At 43.2% G+C, this 18,135-nt stretch carries 17 protein-coding genes; all 17 read right to left on the bottom strand.

All coding sequences use genetic code 11. From position 1 onward, the window contains the following. Positions 1–156 precede the first annotated feature (156 nt). The 17 genes from BMZ22_RS04760 to BMZ22_RS04840 all read right to left on the bottom strand — a co-directional run bounded on the left by BMZ22_RS04760 (position 157) and on the right by BMZ22_RS04840 (position 18,116). Positions 157–1,941, bottom strand: a complete 1,785-nt coding sequence (locus BMZ22_RS04760) for an ABC transporter ATP-binding protein (protein ID WP_425434268.1) — start codon at positions 1,939–1,941, stop codon at positions 157–159. 27 nt (positions 1,942–1,968) lie between these two features. Further along, positions 1,969–3,159 (bottom strand): glycosyltransferase, encoded by a 1,191-nt coding sequence (locus BMZ22_RS04765; RefSeq protein ID WP_090082304.1) that lies wholly within the window; start codon positions 3,157–3,159, stop codon positions 1,969–1,971. Positions 3,160–3,187: 28 nt separating this feature from the next. Further along, positions 3,188–4,279: an acyltransferase family protein gene (locus BMZ22_RS04770; RefSeq protein WP_177183350.1), complete on the bottom strand. Its 1,092-nt coding sequence runs from the start codon at positions 4,277–4,279 to the stop codon at positions 3,188–3,190. 37 nt (positions 4,280–4,316) lie between these two features. Further along, positions 4,317–5,507, bottom strand: coding sequence for a glycosyltransferase (locus tag BMZ22_RS04775; RefSeq protein ID WP_090082311.1), 1,191 nt, complete (start codon positions 5,505–5,507; stop codon positions 4,317–4,319). Between the two features lie 16 nt (positions 5,508–5,523). Further along, a complete protein-coding gene (locus BMZ22_RS04780) occupies positions 5,524–6,720 on the bottom strand; it encodes a glycosyltransferase (protein WP_090082315.1) in 1,197 nt (398 codons plus the stop codon). Beyond that, positions 6,717–7,709, bottom strand: coding sequence for a glycosyltransferase family 2 protein (locus BMZ22_RS04785; protein WP_090082318.1), 993 nt, complete (start codon positions 7,707–7,709; stop codon positions 6,717–6,719). Before BMZ22_RS04785 ends, BMZ22_RS04780 begins: the two co-directional genes overlap by 4 nt. A gap of 12 nt (positions 7,710–7,721) precedes the next feature. Beyond that, positions 7,722–8,138 (bottom strand): FAD synthase family protein, encoded by a 417-nt coding sequence (locus tag BMZ22_RS04790; protein ID WP_090082321.1) that lies wholly within the window; start codon positions 8,136–8,138, stop codon positions 7,722–7,724. Then, entirely contained in the window at positions 8,125–9,306 is a 1,182-nt protein-coding gene (locus BMZ22_RS04795) for a CDP-glycerol glycerophosphotransferase family protein (protein WP_090082323.1), read from the bottom strand. Before BMZ22_RS04795 ends, BMZ22_RS04790 begins: the two co-directional genes overlap by 14 nt. After that, positions 9,307–10,353 (bottom strand): glycosyltransferase family 2 protein, encoded by a 1,047-nt coding sequence (locus tag BMZ22_RS04800; protein ID WP_090082326.1) that lies wholly within the window; start codon positions 10,351–10,353, stop codon positions 9,307–9,309. Then, a complete protein-coding gene (locus tag BMZ22_RS04805) occupies positions 10,340–11,545 on the bottom strand; it encodes a glycosyltransferase (protein ID WP_090082330.1) in 1,206 nt (401 codons plus the stop codon). The genes BMZ22_RS04800 and BMZ22_RS04805 overlap by 14 nt, the downstream gene beginning before the upstream one ends. Beyond that, the gene (locus BMZ22_RS04810; RefSeq protein WP_090082335.1) at positions 11,517–12,671 is read right to left on the bottom strand and encodes a glycosyltransferase family 1 protein; all 1,155 of its coding nucleotides are present in this window, start codon (positions 12,669–12,671) and stop codon (positions 11,517–11,519) included. The genes BMZ22_RS04805 and BMZ22_RS04810 overlap by 29 nt, the downstream gene beginning before the upstream one ends. Continuing rightward, positions 12,668–13,024, bottom strand: coding sequence for a helix-turn-helix domain-containing protein (locus BMZ22_RS04815; protein WP_090082340.1), 357 nt, complete (start codon positions 13,022–13,024; stop codon positions 12,668–12,670). The genes BMZ22_RS04810 and BMZ22_RS04815 overlap by 4 nt, the downstream gene beginning before the upstream one ends. A gap of 3 nt (positions 13,025–13,027) precedes the next feature. Beyond that, the gene (locus BMZ22_RS04820) at positions 13,028–14,182 is read right to left on the bottom strand and encodes a DegT/DnrJ/EryC1/StrS family aminotransferase (protein WP_090083124.1); all 1,155 of its coding nucleotides are present in this window, start codon (positions 14,180–14,182) and stop codon (positions 13,028–13,030) included. Between the two features lie 487 nt (positions 14,183–14,669). Beyond that, on the bottom strand, positions 14,670–15,347 hold the full coding sequence (locus BMZ22_RS04825; RefSeq protein WP_245745202.1) for an acetyltransferase: 678 nt from the start codon (positions 15,345–15,347) through the stop codon (positions 14,670–14,672). Next, positions 15,301–15,900, bottom strand: a complete 600-nt coding sequence (locus BMZ22_RS04830; RefSeq protein WP_090082348.1) for a sugar transferase — start codon at positions 15,898–15,900, stop codon at positions 15,301–15,303. The genes BMZ22_RS04825 and BMZ22_RS04830 overlap by 47 nt, the downstream gene beginning before the upstream one ends. A gap of 3 nt (positions 15,901–15,903) precedes the next feature. Continuing rightward, positions 15,904–17,007, bottom strand: a complete 1,104-nt coding sequence (galE, locus tag BMZ22_RS04835; RefSeq protein WP_090082353.1) for a UDP-glucose 4-epimerase GalE — start codon at positions 17,005–17,007, stop codon at positions 15,904–15,906. Between the two features lie 14 nt (positions 17,008–17,021). Next, positions 17,022–18,116, bottom strand: a complete 1,095-nt coding sequence (locus tag BMZ22_RS04840) for an EpsG family protein (protein WP_090082359.1) — start codon at positions 18,114–18,116, stop codon at positions 17,022–17,024. Positions 18,117–18,135 lie beyond the last annotated feature (19 nt).

The raw sequence follows: 18,135 nt of genomic DNA on the forward strand, positions 1-18,135 counted from the left end.
TTCTTTCCAAAAATGAGAATGGCCGCATTTTGAAGTATAAATTTAGAAAAAGCTTCACAAGACTTTGATCCAGATTGATATAAACGTTATTTCCAACCAAGACAAACATATGACAGGTCCTCTGCTTCATTGGTATCTCCTGTTCTATTTTCACCTTTACATAACCGACCTTTTCAGATTCTGATCCGTCGAGATCAGCCGGCCATTATTTATTTTAAAAACGAGATCGCAATTTTCGATTGTACTTAGACGATGCGCGATAATAATCAGTGTTTTTTCTCCCTTCAAACCATCAATTGCTTTCATAATCTCTTTTTCAGTGTCGTTGTCCAACGCCGAAGTAGCTTCATCCATGAACAATATTTCCGGGTTATTATACAAAGCGCGGGCAATGCCAATTCGCTGACGCTGGCCCCCGGATAAACGCACGCCCCCTTCTCCCACAGAAGTATCCAATTTGTCAGGAAGCCACTCCACAAATTCCTTCAGTTGTGCCTGTTCCAGAGCCCGCCATACTTCTTGGTCATCAATTTTGTCCTGATCGATTCCAAAGGCGACATTTCCGCGGATTGTATCATCTGATAAAAATATAAATTGCGGAATGTAGCCTATTTTCTGCTGCCATAATGCCTTGTTTGAGTGAATGCTTTCACCGTCCAGAAGCACGTTTCCTTTTTCAGGTGTGAACAGTCCGAGGATAATATCGACAAGGGTTGTTTTCCCTGCTCCCGATTCCCCGACAAAGGCAGCTGACTGTCCGATTGGAATGGTGAGTGAAACACCGTCAACCGCCAATTCATGCTGGTCCGGGTAACGAAACGAGACATCGTTCAGGCTGATAGAGTCAGTAAATGCTCTGTCACCTTTATTGACAATTGCCGTGTCAGCCTTGTTAACCAAGCCAGCTTCTTTTTGTTTACTTTTGATTAAATCTTCATAAACAACTTCCAGCGCCGGCTGACTGTACCGAATTGTCGCACTCAATGACACCACGCGTGTAATAGAGGGCATCAGTCGAAAAGCTGCCATCGCGAATAATGCCATTGTTGATATAAGCTCTGTAGTTCCAGTTCCCTGAAAAACGATGATAAGCATTGTGATTAGCACAACGGATACAAGCAGTGTTTCAATAAAGTACCTTGGTGCCTGTTCCAGCATTTTCATGTATCTGCTGTTATTGGCCTTTATTTGACTTTGCCCAGTATAAGAATTAATAAAGAAGCTTTCTTTACCTGAAACTTTAACCTCTTTACTCGCACCGAGACCCTGATTGACCCACTGAATCATTGTGCCGCTGACACGCTGCTGTTCTTTTCCCAAACGACTAATTTTTTTTCTTATTACTGCAAAAAATATATAAACACTTCCGCCCAATAAAGCAGAAGCTGCCAGGGTTGCCACAGGCGCAGTAACTAGCAGGAGTGACACAATACAAAAGATAATCAAAAGCTCAGTAAACAATTGGAAGCTTGAAATGATAATGCCCTGAAATACTTTGGAGACTTCGCCATTTACATTACGCAGCAGATCAGCACTATTACGCTGTAAATGGAATGCGTATGGTTTAGTTAAATATTCCTTAAACAGATCACGGGACAATTTAACTTGCTGATTTAAAACAACGCGAAACTGTGCATAATTAAACAGCAGCAAATAAAGATTTTTCAACACAAATACCGAAAGCAGCATAATAACGGCAAATATAATGAAAGCTGTTGAGGAATTAAAGCCTAGCAATTCATACACATAAGATAAAATGGGCTGTTCTTGAATGATTTCGGGATTAGTTACTAAACCAACAAAAGGCGCAATCAATCCAATCCCGGCTGTTTCCAATATAGCCGCGACAATCATCATCATAAATAACATAATCAGCTTTTTCTTTTCCCGTCTGGTAAAAAGTTTGAATAGTTTTTGAGCCGCTTCTTTCAAGTCAATCACACCTTCTAAATTAATGATGAGATTATTTTACTGGATCATATTGACAGGGCTGCTAGCTGTTGAGGAACGGTCATCCTTCGTTGCAGACAAATTCAATGCCAGCTTATCTGCCTGATCAGGATGAGCCAGAAGATATTTAACGTGATAATACAGCGCGTCTGCATTGCATTTCGAGATCAGCCCATTATAACCGTCTATAATTTGTTCATTAGCTCCTGTGAAGTCTGTTGTCACAATCGGTCTCTGTAAGCATTTAGCTTCTGCAAGTGATAAGCAATAGCCTTCATGGCGTGACGGCTGTACATAGATATCAGCCTGAGCTATATAGGGATACGGATTAGGGCTGGGCCCTGTCAAAATAAAATGGTCCTTTAAACCATAACCCTCAATCATCTGTTCATACTCAGCTCGTTGCTTTCCACCACCCACGCAGTACCATTTGACGTCATAACCTTCTTCCCGGAGCCAGGATAAAACAGCAATTGCCATGTCCTGACCCTTTTCCCAGGAAAGCCTACCAACAGTTACTATAATCCGGCCTGTATACTCTTTATCAAAGTCAGCTGTCTCTTTTGACATGACTTTAATGGCTGTTTTAGAAACGATATTCTTGCAAACGTCAGATTTGAATTTCACAGATGGTATTTTATCCACTAAGTGGTTATGCGCCTCATTTGAAACCACCAGCACCATATCAAACCGTTGATACAATTGCTGATAAAGCTTGGTGTTAACCGAGTGTTTGGATACATCGAAGTGGACCCAGGATATTTTTTTCACAGCGTTAACATGATGTCCAACATAATAATCAATGATATCTGTGGGCCCTTGATAGGCAACCGCTATATCATAATCTTCTTCGTGAAGTGGAACGCTTTTGAAAATATGTTTATAATAGATATACCTGTCTTTCAGCACTTTTTCTGAAATAAGGTAAGAATAAACAAATGATGGAATTCTTGAGTATGTTTTGGCAGCATAAAAGTCCTTTATCGTCTTGTAAGGCGATTGCATAATAATGGGTTTTACTTCTTGGTACCAGCTGGCTTCTTCCACTCTCACCCAGTCCGGCAAATGATCCAAAAACGCGCCTTTTTCCTCAAGAAGCAGTATCTTAACGTCGTACGCTTCTTTTGGCATAACAGACAAAAGGGACAGTAATGATTTTTCCACGCCGCCAATATCCATGCTGCTCAGCATAAATAAAACTTTTTTCATCAGGATGCCCCCCAACAATTTAATACTATTATTTATCAGCCGTATGCTGATACGCGGTTGATTGCTCTTCCGGTTCGGGTTTCGCTTTAAATGACATGATGCGTCCCACAAGATACTTGCCAAAACGGAATTGATTGAATACATAGGCAGTTCCAATCGAAAGTGCCAGCGTGATTAGAAAAACAGTTAAAGAATAAGTCATTATATTCAAAAACGCCGGCGGTTCGATTGTGCCAAGAAGAACGAAATAAAACATGTTCAGCAAAAATATACTGAACGAATAATTACTTACAAACATAACGACTTTTGGCACCTGGTTAACCCGCGAGGAAATATACATAATTAAAAAAATAACTGAGCTGGCGTAAATCAGCATATCCACTCTTTTGGAATCTTGAGCAATCAAAAAATGCTGATTCATGAACAATGTCAGTACAAGTGCAAAAACAGGTATCGCCGGCAGCCATTTATAGCGTAATAATTTGCGGACAGCCTGATAATCTTTTCCACAATAAAAACCTAATACAAAATAAAAAAGCCAGCCGATAAATGGCAGCCAATACCCGGGATTCCATATATAATGTGCTATTGCATTATTAGGCGGCTCTGTAAAATTAAAGAATGCCAGGTATAGAAAGTTAATCAAAAAAGCGATTGGAATAACTGCTTTCGCTGGCAGCCGCATCAGATACTTGCTAAAAAACATATGCAGCAAATAAAATTGAAAAATAATTAAGATAAAGTAGACTGCAGATTTTCCGAGAAAAATACTTGAGACCTCACTTATCATAAAACTTTTGAAAGTCCACATGTCCATGTTTATCAAAGCATAAACGGTCCCCATAAACAGATAAGGCACAAGCAAAATCCGGACGCGTTTTTTCAAGAAGCCAGCAGGTACGTGTTTCGGGTAGTTATGCGCCAATAAAAATTCTGAGATAAACACAAAAACAGGGACAGCAAATAGTACTGCCATGCTTAGCACATACGCAGCCCTATGATACATATCAGATTCCTCATACAACAGATTGCCCGTATGAATGGCATGCCCGAGTGTAACCGCAAGACACGCTATTGAGCGAAGCCAGAATACTCCTTTTATGAGACTTTGATTTTTCACCTCAAGCCTCCTTTTATTTTTGTCCCCCATTCTGTTCTTATAAAAGTTCATGCATTTTCTTTATGTCACTTTCGTTATACACCATTTCATTTGCCAAATTGCTGCTGAACGTTTCCCTTAATGCAGGCTTATTGATAAGTTTCTTAACAGCCTGGGCAATGGATGTTTCATCACCATTTACAATCAAACCTGTTTGGTCATGTTCAATCTGCTCTTTTGCTCCTGTGAAATTCGTGCTGACTATAGGTTTATGCAGTGCTTTTGCTTCAGCAAGCGTAATACAATATCCTTCATGCCTTGATGGCTGAACATATATATCGCAATGCTTCATGTAATGATAAGGGTTAGGAGTTTCCCCCAAAAAGATGAAATGGTCCTTCACGTGAAGCTTTTCTGCCATCTGCTTGTATTTTTCTCCCATTCCGCCTTTGCCGACGCAGTACCATTTGACATCAAACCCTTCGTTTTTCAATTTTGCTAGAGCTTTTATTGCAATATCCTGACCTTTTTCAAGGGATAATCTGCCGACCGTTAAAATTCGTATACCTTTAAAATCATCATCATTGTATCCCTCGCCAGCATCAGCCTGTTGTTCGATCAGCTGCTGAGAGATAACGTTCGGAAATACAGCGGTCTTTTCACTTAACGAAGGTACCCGGTCCACCAGTTTTCCGCGACCTTCATCAGATACAACAAATATTCGGTCAAAGAAGTTGAAGATTTTAGAAGCGTAATTGGCATTAAACCCTATTTGGTTTATATCAAAGTGAACCCACTGAATTTTCTTTCCGGCATTAACTTTGTAAGCAATAAAATAGCTTATGAGTTCCATAGGACCAGCATAAGCAACAGCAATATCGTATTGATTTTTATATTCCGGAACGTCTTTTAAGAGATATTTGTAGAAAAGGCTCCGTTCTTTTGTCAGTTTCGTGATCGCGTGGATGGTAAATATGTTGAAAGCCTTAAGAACCTTCCCGGATTTGAAATGTCTTAGGATGGTTCTAACTGGCGGATCCTGCAAGTCTTGTTTAAAAGTCTCATAGTTTCCGATCAATTCTATTTCGACATCTTTCGGAATTGCATTCAAAAAGCCACCATCCCGTTCCAGCATGAGAATCGTAATGTCAAAACCTTTTTGTCGAAGCGCTGGAATCATATTCAACAATGCTTTTTCAGTTCCACCAATATTCATGTTAATAACCATGAGTACAATTTTTTTATTCATTTCAATATGCTCACTTTCATGACGAATTGATCAATTCATAAAACCCATTCATTTCCTCCACATTCCCCTTTTTTTCATGCGTCAGGTAATCAATAATAGAGTGTCTCAATTCCTCGTTCTGAACAATCCGCTTGATGCCTTCTGAGACGTCAAGAGCGTTCCTTTCCACAACAAGTCCGTTCTTGCCATCAACCATCTGGTTATAAACCGCATCAAACTTTGCCGTGACAACAGGTGTGTTCAGCATTCGGGCTTCTGCAATCGCTATGCCATATCCTTCAAATCGCGACGTTTGCACATATACTGTCGCATTTTTGATAAGAGGATACGGGTTCGCTTTAACGCCCAAAAGTATAAAATGCTCGGTTAAGCCTTTCGCTTTGATTGATTGTTCTATCTCTGCCTGCAATGGGCCTTTCCCAAGCACATACCACTTAAAATGAACGCCTTCATCTTTTAGCCTTTTACACGCGTCCAGGGCAATATCATAACCTTTTTGGCGGGCAAGTCTTCCAATCGTCAAAATTCTGATACCGTCAAAACTGTCTTCGTACCCCTCTCCTAGCTCTGCCATTTCCGAAATAAAATTCGGGTTATTAATATCATATTGAATTGCCAATTTATCTTTATAGGCAGGAAAAGTTTCGGCAAGCACTTCTTTAGCCGAGTCAGACACTGCAATAATCTTATCGTAGTGATTATAGTAATGTTTCTGGAACGTCTGCTCGTATTCGTCAAGCCGATAACTGACATTCACCCATGCAATCTTTCGTTTCGCATTCACTTTCGCGGCAACGTAAAAGGTGGGAACACCTTGGGCATAGCTGATCGCAATATCGTAAGCTTTATTGTTTTGTTCAATGACGTTTGCAGCACTTTCCCAATATATTCTTGCTTTTTGAGGATTGCTGCATTGATTTCTGCGTATACGAAATGAGTACCTTAGCCGTGATGAGAGCATGTGCAGTTGTAACTGTGCAAAAGAATGAGCAACAGCACTCGGCAAACCCAACTTGGAAAATGCAGTATATTTTAAAGGTTCCAGGATGTTAACCTCTTCCGGCACAAGCTTCTCTAGTAAATTGCCGTGCGCGAATAGCTGTAAATCGACGTCATATTTGGAGTAATCCATTAGATTTAACAGCGTTACAAGACTCTTTTCAGCACCTGCAACATCCAAAGAATCAATAACGAACAAGATGCTTTTTTTCAATGGCTGTTCCCCCCGGTTAAAGCCTTTTTAAATCGATGCGAGAAAATGAGAAGTCCCAAATTGTAGTTGATCAGTGAAACGATCGATTTATACTTAAACGATAAGCCCTGACTTCGGATCAGTTCTTTATAATTTCCGTTCATATTCTCCTGGATCGTTGTTAAGTGCTCTTTTCTTTCCAACTTATTGCTGACCTGGTTTAAAACATAGTAAGCATTATCGACACACCAGAATCCATAACAGGCATAGACATCTGCCATAAGTTCTGAATAATACTTATTCATATATGGTAATATTTCATTCCACGCTTTGAATGCATCAAGTCTGTTTTTATTATATTGGGAAGTCAAAATGCTGTTTTCCTGTCTCACGTAGATATAGCCAATATAATTGATATATACAGCTTTATTAGCATTGGCAAATAACTTGTATACCGTTGACAAATCTTCGTGAATCCTGCCTTCCGGAAACGAAACATTTTTAAAACACGTTTGTTTAAATAATTTGTTGCATAAAGAGAACCGGTAAAGAACACCCCTGAACAGCTCTCTAAGCGCTTCAAAGTGCTCCAGATGGATTATACGGCACGTCCCGGCCCTGTGATGAAGAAGCTGACCATCCACTTCACGTCCCAGCCTGCACACTGCTATATCACTTCTTGTTTGCTGACATTGCTGAAATAATACGTCATACATGTTTTCATCAATGTAATCGTCCCCGTCGACAAAACCAATATATTTTCCTGCAGCTGCTGCAATACCTGCGTTTCTGGCAGCACTGACGCCGCCATACTCGTTGTGAAGAACTATAACCCGGTCATCTTTTTTCGCGTACGCTTCACAAATAGCACCGCTGCCATCCGTCGACCCATCATCAACAATAATGACTTCAAAATCAGCAAACGTTTGGGCAAGAATACTGTCGAGGCATTTCTCTATATACCGTTCCAAATTATATACCGGAACAATAATACTGATGGCAGGCTCCATATCCATCCCCCCTCACAACTCCACCTTCTGCTTCACCAACGTCGACGAGACACCCTTCGTATATGGAAAGTAAACAATATCAACGTCCACTTTGTTAAACTTCGCTTCCATTTCGTCAAAAAGAGCACTGCCTTTCCAGTCATCTCCGACAAACATGACGTTGAAATGCAAGTGCTCCCAGGCGGCGTATTTGTTTCGGTTCATTTGCGGCACGACTTCATCCACGTATTTGATCCCTTCAACGATTTCGATTCGTTCTTCAAAGGGAATGACTGTCTCCTTCTGCTTATATTCCTTTACCAATTCATCTGTGCTCACGCCTACGATGAGGTGTTCGCATTGTTCCTTTGCGCGCTTTAATATGTTCAGATGCCCGACATGAAACAAGTCAAATACACCTGTTGTATAGCCGACTTTATACTGCTTCATTTAGGTTGTCACTCCTTTTTGCATGTTTGCCATAGCATATTTCGTAAATACGCCTCGCTGCATGTTCACTGGCATTGCCTTTTTCAAATGAACCAACGCGTGCCATGAATTGCCCCAGTTGCTGTTTATAGTGTGCGTCGTCAAAGTTGTTCATTTTAACCAGCAGGTCGTTGTGGCTTACAGCGTTAATAAAGGGCAGGTCGTTTATTTCAAAATACAATTTCCGGTCCTGGCGGGTGTATTCCTCAATATCCGGAACATACAGGAAACAGGGGCGCATGGTGATCGCATAATCAAATATGAGCGATGAGTAATCGGATATCAGGACGTCCGCAGCCAAAAGAAGCTCCTGGATGTCATCATAGGAGGTCGCATCGACTACATTATCGCCGTATAGAAGCTTGTCGGATTCAGCAATCAGATGCGGGTGCAGTTTAACCAAAACCGTCCATTCACCCCCAAACCTCGCTTGCAGCTGCCTGGTAATCGTTTGCCAGTCAAGATGATAAATTTCCAAATTGCTGTTTTTGCGAAATGTCGGAGCGTAGAGGAGCACTTTTTTTTCAGATTTAATATTGAGTTTATCAAGTACTGCCCTGCGTCTGTTGGCATTATTTTCAACGAGCACATCATTTCGCGGGGTCCCATGTTCGAAAATCTCACCGCCATACCAGAATGCGCGCTTGAAAATTTCGGTTGAGTATTTGCTGCCGGATAATAACAAATCGCATTTTGCCGAGTCTTTTTTTGCCATCTCCACATAATGTGCGGGAAGGGCCTGTGCTGCGTCTCTTTCGATTTGTTTTAAGCGCAGCGAACTGTGCCACGTCTGGATATAATACTGGTTTTTGCGTTTAACGAATGCTCCGGTCATCCGGTAGTTGGTTATGAGAACCTTCGACGTGCATAACGCGTAAAAATATCGGAGTGACATTATTTTCACTTTCCGGACATTTTTCAAATGATGTTTTGAATCCGGATCGGTGAAGGCCCATACAATATTAAACCGCTGCTTAGGGTAATGTTTTAAAATATATTCAGAGATATATTTCGGACTGTCGCCGTAATGACTGCCGTAGTAGCTGAACAGAAGCAGTTTATTTTTCTTAATGGGCAAACAACTGAACAACAGCATAATAATTCGTGCTGCGCCTATTTTTAAATTCATTCAGACAACCCCTCCTTTATCGATCCGCGTTAATCCGGCCGGTTTTGGTATAATCCTGAGCTTTCTTAAAAGTTTCCTTAAAGCGAGATAGCTTATATTTAAATAGGGATGAATCAAAAATAAATATAATTGCACTCTCAGTTCGTTGTCATTCTGCGCGGCCCTTATCATGGCGGTCCGGTTTTCTTTTATGAAACGGTGTATGGCATTTTTGTGCGCCCCCAGACAATCCGCTTTCCGATTGCGAAACAATAAATGATAATGCGCCAAACACATCTTTAGAAGACCCTTAAACGAAACATCGGTTAAACTTTCATAAAATTTTTCTATAAAACGATGTCGTTCCCGCAAGCCCTTAATCATATCCAGGTTGCGGCTTGTGTAATTAGCAACGATGCTGTCATTCCGCTGATAGTAGTAATAGAACGGGTCTGACATCAGCAGGAATTTTTCTGCCCGGTGCATCACTTGATGTGCCCAAAATACATCTTCAAATAAAACGTCTTTTTCAAATGAGATATCCCTGATTAGTTGCGTTTTGTAAAGCTTTCCCCACGCGAAGTTTTTAACTTGTTCATTCGTGATAAGTGCTCGCATCAAGTTTTTGCCGGTGAGGAGAGTTGGCGCTGCACTTAACGGCATATAACGCTCGTCAACCATCAGATGATCATCATAGGCGTAATAAAATGACGATTGGACAACGTCGGCCTTATAAGTGAGAGCGCCTGCCGTCATGCGTTCAATCATCTGTTGGTCAATCCAGTCATCACTGTCAATAAACATGGTGAATTCGCCTGCCGCATGAGTCATCCCACAATTTCTCGCGTCTGAGAGCCCGCCGTTTTCTTTATGAATAACTTTCACCCGGCTGTCTGTTCTGGCAAACTCATCAGCGATAGCACCGGACCTGTCCGGGGAGCCGTCGTCGACGATAATGACTTCGATATTGGCATAAGTTTGCGCTAAAATGCTGTCGATGCATCGGTGAATGTATTGTTCTACCTTATACACCGGCACAATGACGCTGATTTTTTCATCTTGCCGCATCTCCCGCACCCTCCCGGATAAGTTCATATAATTTCTCGAGCTCCTGACGGTTATGAAAATTTTTCCTGCTGCAGTTTTCTGCCAGTTGACGCCTCAGCCCCGCATTCTTATAAAGCCGTTCAATCCCTGAGGCAATTCCTTCTGCGGACAAGTGGCATATCACACCGTCATAGCCGTCAATCACCTGGCTTTTGGCAGTGGGATAATTTGTAATCAAAACCGGCTTGGCGAGTATTTGGGCTTCCCCGACGGTTACTGCTTTGCCTTCATAGCGCGATGGCTGCACGTAAAGGTCAGCTGACTTTATATAAGGATAAGGATTTGTTTTCTTTCCCAATAAAATAAAATTGTCTGTTAACCCACTTTCAGAAATTAACGCCCGCAGCATTGCTTCATCACCACCATAGCCGACAACATACCAGACAAAATCGTCATAGCCTTTGTCTTTAAGCATTTTTAGAGCTATAACGGCCTGATCAATTCCCTTGGCATGTGAGAGCCTGGCGACCGTAATAAGCTTGAAGCGCTTGTCAGTTGTCATAGGATTGTCGACGTCGTCTTCAGCCAATTCACGTACCGAATCGGGTGAGGTAATGTTTTCAATCACAATTGCTTTCGATTGAAGTGATGAGTATTTCGTAATGAAGGCGTCTCTACAGTCTTTGGAAACAGCAGCAATGTAATCAAATTGGTCCCACACCTCACGATCCAGTTCAGCGTCTGTGTCAACGGTTGAAAAATCGGTGTGGACCCAGGCTATTTTTGTTTCTGCTTCTACTTTTTCTGCGATGGTATAATGCGGCCATAAATAACTGATGGCAACATCGTATTTCTTTTCCAATTTGGGCAAATAAGGTAAGCCATACTTCCACATCCATTGCATCTGTCTGTAGCCGGGCTCATTTGATTTGCTCTTCATTGCTTTGTACTTGGCTCTGAGTCTTGCTGCCCCCAGACCGATTTTGCCTGACTTGAACGTTTGATCGATGGGCATGCGAAACGTCTTATACGGTTTCGACTCTTCCAGCACATTAACTTCAGCCGGAAGCAGGTCAAACAGCTCGCCGCTATGGCTGTAAAGCATCAGGTCCACATTATTCCGGCTGTAGTCAAAGTGGCGCAGCATACTGATCAGGCTCCGTTCCACACCGCCGACTTCCATATCAAAAGAGGTGATCAATATGTCGTTCATAAGCGCCTCCTGTCTCCGGATTGTAGAGCCGTATTAATGCGTTGATCGCTTTTGGGAGTGAGTAGCCATTCGTTTCAAACCCGGCTTTAATTTTAGATGTGTTTGTTTCTTTTTGGCTGCTCAGTTCAATAATTTCGTCCGCCCACGCTTTCGGACCATCCGACAACTTTTTTCGGGACACAAGACCGACCCTTAAATCTGCTTCAGGCTGAATGGCCTCCGAGACAAGTGCCGGAACCCCGCACGCCTGTGCTTCAAGCAAGACAAGACCAAGACCTTCATATAACGACGGGAAAACAAATACGTCCATACTATGGAGCATCGCTGCAACGTCTTCACGAATACCAGCAAAATAAATGTTATCAGTAAGCCCTTCGCTTCGTGCTTTCGCTTCGATTTGCGCTCTTAAATCCCCGTCACCAACTAATAGCAGCTGAATGGCCGGTTCCTTTTTGACAGCGTATTTCATGACGTCCAGCAGGAACTCATGATTTTTGGCTGCAATAAACCTGCCAATATGCCCGATAATCAGATTTTTTCCACAGCCTGCTTCCATTTTAAATCGATTAACGGAAGCCTCCGGTTTTGAAAGAAATTTTTCATACTCAATGACGTTAGGGAAATAAGTATAATCTGATTTCTGAACTTTTTTCGCTCCAAACAAATAACGCCCAGCCTGTTCGCTGCACGCAAGCGCTTGTGTCGATAACGCATTAATCAATGGGCGCATTATCGTGGTATAAACTTTGCGAGCTAATGTGCTCGTATCATCTGACGTGGTATGAGCATGCGCGATTCGAATTTTAACCCCGGCAAGAAGCGCTGCCAACAAAGCCACACCGCAATGAAATAACGTATGGGCATGGACGGCATCGTACGGTCCATAATGTTTAATGGTTTCATAAATCGCTTTAACCGAATTCGTTTTCGTTAACCGTATAATCCGGCCTCCCATTTCCATTATTTCCCGGTCGTAATGCGCTTCTTCTTGACTGTAGGAAATAAAATCAAATGTAATCCCTTCATGCTTCATGTACCTGAAAATGTTCATCAGCATCGTCTCAGTCCCTGCCCGATTCATCGCTCCCACCACATGAAGAATTTTTATCGGCCTGTTTGTGCTCATTTGCTTTTTCCTTTTTCAGACGTTCCGGACAATTTATCCTTCTGCCATTTGGCAAATTCAATCACCGTTTTATATTCCTTGAGCTGTTCTTTTTGAACGCCTGATTTTTTTAGCTCATTTACAAATTCAAGCCACTCACTTTCAGGAACCACGTTATGATTCAGTTCAAGCAGTGCACGAACTTCCACACCGAGCGCTGCTGCGATTTTTTCCATGACTTGAATCGAGGGATTGTGATTAATATTGCGTTCAATATTGCTTAAATACGATTTAGAAATGCTCGCCCTGGTGGCGCATTCGGATAAGCTAAGTCCTTTTTGCTTTCGGATTGATTGTATTTTTTTTCCTATCATGAGCTATACCTCGTGTTTTCCTAGAATCAAATAAACGCGGTTTCTGGATTCCTGTTCGAATGTCTTCCTGATACAGCTGATAACACGCGCCTGCTGTTCTTCTGTAAGACTTGACCCCGACGGCAGACAGATCCCTGATGAAAAAAGTGATTCTGCAACATGAACGCCCGGTGCATGCGCGTAATAGGCTGTTTTTCGAAAAAGCGGCTGCAAATGAAGCGGTTTCCACACCCGGCGCGCTTCAATATTTTCCTCATGAAGTGCCGCCAAAAGCTGTTCCACAGTAACGCCCGCTTCATCTTCGTCCACCGTCAATACTGTCAGCCACCGGTTCATTTTTGTCCCGGCCAATTCCGGCATGAATGTGATGCCGGGCAAATCATTCAAACCATGATAATAAATGGAAAATATTATTCTTCGTGCTGCCATATATTTTTTCAATACACTTAACTGTGTCCGTCCGACCCCTGCGAGAAGGTTGCTGAGCCGGTAATTAAAGCCGGTCACACTGTGCTGATAATAAGGCGCCGGGTCGCGTGCCTGACTTGCCAGAAACCGTGCATGGGTGATTGCGTCAGCATCATCCGATACGAGCATCCCCCCGCCGGACGTTGTGATGATTTTATTGCCATTAAATGAAAAAATGCCGAACGTTCCGAGTGTTCCGCTGAATTTGCCTTTATAGATTGTTCCGAGCGATTCGGCTGCATCTTCAATTATCGGCACCCCGTACCTGTTGCATATAGCCAGCAATTCATCCATCTTTGCGCTTTGGCCGTATAAATTGACAACAATCACTGCTTTTGGCAAGCCATCATTTAGAGCGGCATCCCGAAAAGCTCGTTCCAATGCTTGCGGGGACATGTTCCATGATTCCGGTTCCGAATCGATAAAAACTGGCTCAGCCCCCTGATAACGAATGGGATTTGCGCTTGCGACAAATGTGAGTGTGGAGCAAAATACTTTGTCATCTTTACTGACATCGAGCAATGCCAGCGCAATATGAATGGCTGCGGTGCCGGATGTAAGGGCTGCAGCAGCTTTTATGCCAATTTTTTCGGCCATTTGACTTTCAAATGCATCAACGTTCGGACCCAACGGCGCAATCCAGTTTGACTCAAAGGCTTCCCTGACGTAGCGCTGTTCGTCACCGCTCATATGCGGCGGTGATAAATGTATTTTTGATTTCAAGCAACCACCACCTTTCTTTTATCATAAAATTCTCATTAATAAAGGTTTCTCTCATTCTGATTATCAGGAAGTGCTTAAAGCCGCTCCGGCAATATACTTCGCTTTCCATGGGCACGGCCTCGGGCCAACACGATGTTGGTCACAAAGGCGTTGCCACAGGACGTGGCGTTCTTAGCCTTTGAACCTTACCGCTTTCTTGCGGGGTCTTCGGACGCGTGCGCATCCCTTGGAGTCTTCGTATATTGCCTGCGCTGGGGATGCTTACTGTTTCTGTGGTGCTATGCGATTAAGCCAACCATAGCGAAGGAAATACACGGAGACTCCTGCGGGAGGAAAGGCCTCGGTGAGACACCGAAGTGCTTCAGCACGAGGGGGCTCACCAGCCGCCCGCGGAAAGCGTAGTGTGTTTCCGGAGCGGAGTCATAGCACTCAAATGTAAATCAATCCCAGCCTTCTAAATCAGCAGGCGTTCGATGATTCGGGTTGGGGAACCGACGGCTTTGCTGTATGCCGGGATGTTTTCGATAACCGTTGATCCGGCGCCAATAATCGACCAGCTGCCAAGGTGCATGTCGGGAATCACTGTGGCGGCTGAACCGGCATGAACGCCTTCCCCGCATGTGACATTGCCTGCAAATGTTGCGTTGGGGGAGACGTGTGTAAAGCTGCCGATTTCGTTATCATGCTCAATAACTGAAGCTGAGTTGATGATACAGTGACTGCCAATTTCAGCTCTCGCGTTCACGACAACGTGCGGCATAACAACCGTCCCGTGACCTATTGCAGCACTTGAGCTTACCACCGCTGTGGGATGGATAACCGTCATAAACTGTTCGGGGAGCAAATTTAAATTCTCAGTAATCGTCTTTCTGATTTTATTGTCTCCTATTGCCACCACTACTCTTATGCCGGGTCGGAGCAATTTGACCAGAAAAGAAATCGGCGCGTGAATCATACCTTTCAGCTGAAACCCCTGATCATATTTATCATCAAGTACCGCGACAATTTCGTGCCTTCCAAGTGCCATAATCATTTCCTGAATGACTTTGCTGTGACCGCCATCTCCCAAAATAATCACTTTCATATCAAAGCACTTCTTTCGAGCCGGTGAATTTTTCCATTGTCGTGGCATCTTGCTGCGTGATACCTTCTCGCTTCAGCACTTTGCCGACAGTCAGGATCACGATTTTAACATCAATCCACATATTGTGATTGGCCGCATACCATGTATCAAGCCTGAATCGTTTATCCCATGTAGTGTCGTTTCGTCCATTTACCTGCGCCAGCCCTGTGATGCCCGGCCGGACGCTGTGACGTCTTGACTGCTCTTTCGTATAAAGCGGCAAATATGCCATTAACAGCGGTCTTGGACCGACTAAACTCATATCGCCTTTCAATACATTAATCAGCTGCGGCAATTCATCCAAACTGTATTTTCGAAGTTTTTTTCCAAGCGGTGTCAGCCTGACAGCATCCGGTCTCAGATTGCCGGAAGCATCTGTTTCATGTCGCATCGTACGAAATTTGTAAAGGTAAAACGGTTTTTCATTCAGTCCCGGGCGCTTTTGTTTGAATAAAACCGGCGAACCCATGCGTAACTTGACCAACAGGGCCGTTATCGCGATGACCGGCCAGAAGATGATCAGCAGCATTAACGCAACAATTGCATCAATGACACGTTTCATGAATTAGCCCTCCCCGCTTTTCAGACGATAATTTTGCATTAAAAAACCCGCTGCATAACGCACCGGCGTGTCCGTGGCACTATTTGATTTTTCATTTGGCACATAACCATCAGGGTTGGCTGATTGAAAACGCCATGTATCCTGACACATAGCGTCAATCCCTCTTTTTGCCTCCCACCCGAGTAATTTCCTTGCCTTAAGCGGATTGGCGTAGCATATCGCCGTATCACCAGGCCGACGTTGAGTAATCGTATAAGGAATTTTCCTTCCTGAAACTTGCTCAAAAGCTGCAATCATCTCGAACACACTCGATCCCTGCCCCGTACCAAGGTTATACGCATCAATTCCAGTGCGCTCCCGAATCGTCTCCAATGCTTTGAGATGCCCCTTGGCAAGATCAACCACATGGATGTAGTCCCTGACCCCGGTCCCATCTTTCGTCGGGTAATCATTGCCAAATACTTTGAGCCGCTCACGCTTACCTACAGCAACCTGAGCAATATAAGGCATCAAATTGTTCGGGATGCCGCTGGGATCCTCGCCGATCAGCCCGCTTTCATGTGCTCCGACCGGGTTGAAATAGCGGAGGAGCGCAATTCGCCATTGCTTATCAGCAAAAGCAATATCGCTTAGGATTTCCTCGATCATTTGCTTTGTGCGGCCATATGGATTCGTTGCGCTGGTTTCAGCATCCTCGGTGATCGGTGCCTTGGCCGTCATACCATACACGGTAGCAGAAGAGCTGAAAACAAGCTGTTTGACACCAAATTGCTGCATCACGTCACATAAAATAACGGTCCCTGTCATATTATTTTCATAATATCTGAGAGGAACCGATACAGACTCACCAACCGCCTTAAGGCCGGCGAAGTGAATTACCGCATCAATTGTGTTCGCTTCAAAAATCCTGGCGACACTTTCTTTATCACGTAAATCGGCATGATATGTTTTAAAACTTTTGCCGGTTATCTCAGCCACCCGGTTCAGCGCTTCCGGACTGCTGTTGGAAAAGTTATCCAAAACAATAATGTCATAGCCTTCGTTTAGAAGTTCGACACACGTATGGCTGCCTATATAGCCCGCGCCACCGGTCACCAGAATTGCCATTCCATCCCTCCTCGTTACATTAAATAGTCACTGTTATAGATAATGTTCAAATTGATCACATTTTCAAAGTAATAGTATGCGAAGTAACAGACGATAATACCGAGATAAATAATCTTCTGATCTCTTTCCCGGAACACTTTCACAACCCACGAAATGAGAATGATATTATACAGCTCAAAATAAAGCGAGACCCTGGCAAAAATCCAGTTCTGCGTAGCGATAATCATAAAAATGAATCCGAGCAGCGCCATATTGACGATGACATCACTTTCCGGGAAAATCTCTCTTAACTTCTCCCGTCCCAAATACGCAATCAGAATCGGTACGCCCATCACGACCACCCTGAGGAAGTTCGCACCGCCTTCTTGAAAGTCCTGATAGTGCCCGTACTGACTGTCTTCCAACGCCGAAAATAAAAGGGCTGAAAATTGTTCAAACCCTATGACTACAATCACCGACAATACGATGAGTGCAAGCGTCGGCTTTGACCATGCCTTAAATCGCATCAGAAAATAAATCGGCAGCAAAACAAGTGCACTTTGATGAAACAAGGAGGCCAGAATAATAACGAGTGCATATTTAAAAAAACTGCCCTGAATCAAAAATTTTATCGCTGTAAAAGCAATCGCAGCTGCAAACATCTGTCTGATACCATTCATCGATACTAAAAACAAGCCGCCCGTGATATACACATACAAACTGATTTCAAGCAACCTCGAATAGTTGTAAAACACGATGAGTATCAGCATATTGGTGATCAGCGCCGTTGTAAAAACCAATACTTGAGGGTCTTCGGATATATAGTTCTGCAAAAACATCTGCAATGCACCAAACCCAATGTCTTTTTGAGTGAGAATATACGCCCATGTAAATTCATTGGATTCATAGGCATGCATGTAATAGTAAGTGTCCCCGAGATTAGAGCGGAGACCTGAACTGACCACAAGAGCCGTAAGCGAGCCGAGAACAAGAATTTTATTCGGTTTAACCATGCCTGCACCTGAAAACTGCTCACCAACGCCTGCAATTGCATATGACGGCGATGCAAAATATCGCGCAAAAAGTGCATACCCAAAAACAACGACAAGATTCATCCATAGTATTGTCATGTGATATCCCTTTCAGTCT

Source organism: Lentibacillus persicus (assembly GCF_900112705.1).
Lineage (GTDB): Bacteria > Bacillota > Bacilli > Bacillales > Amphibacillaceae > Lentibacillus > Lentibacillus persicus.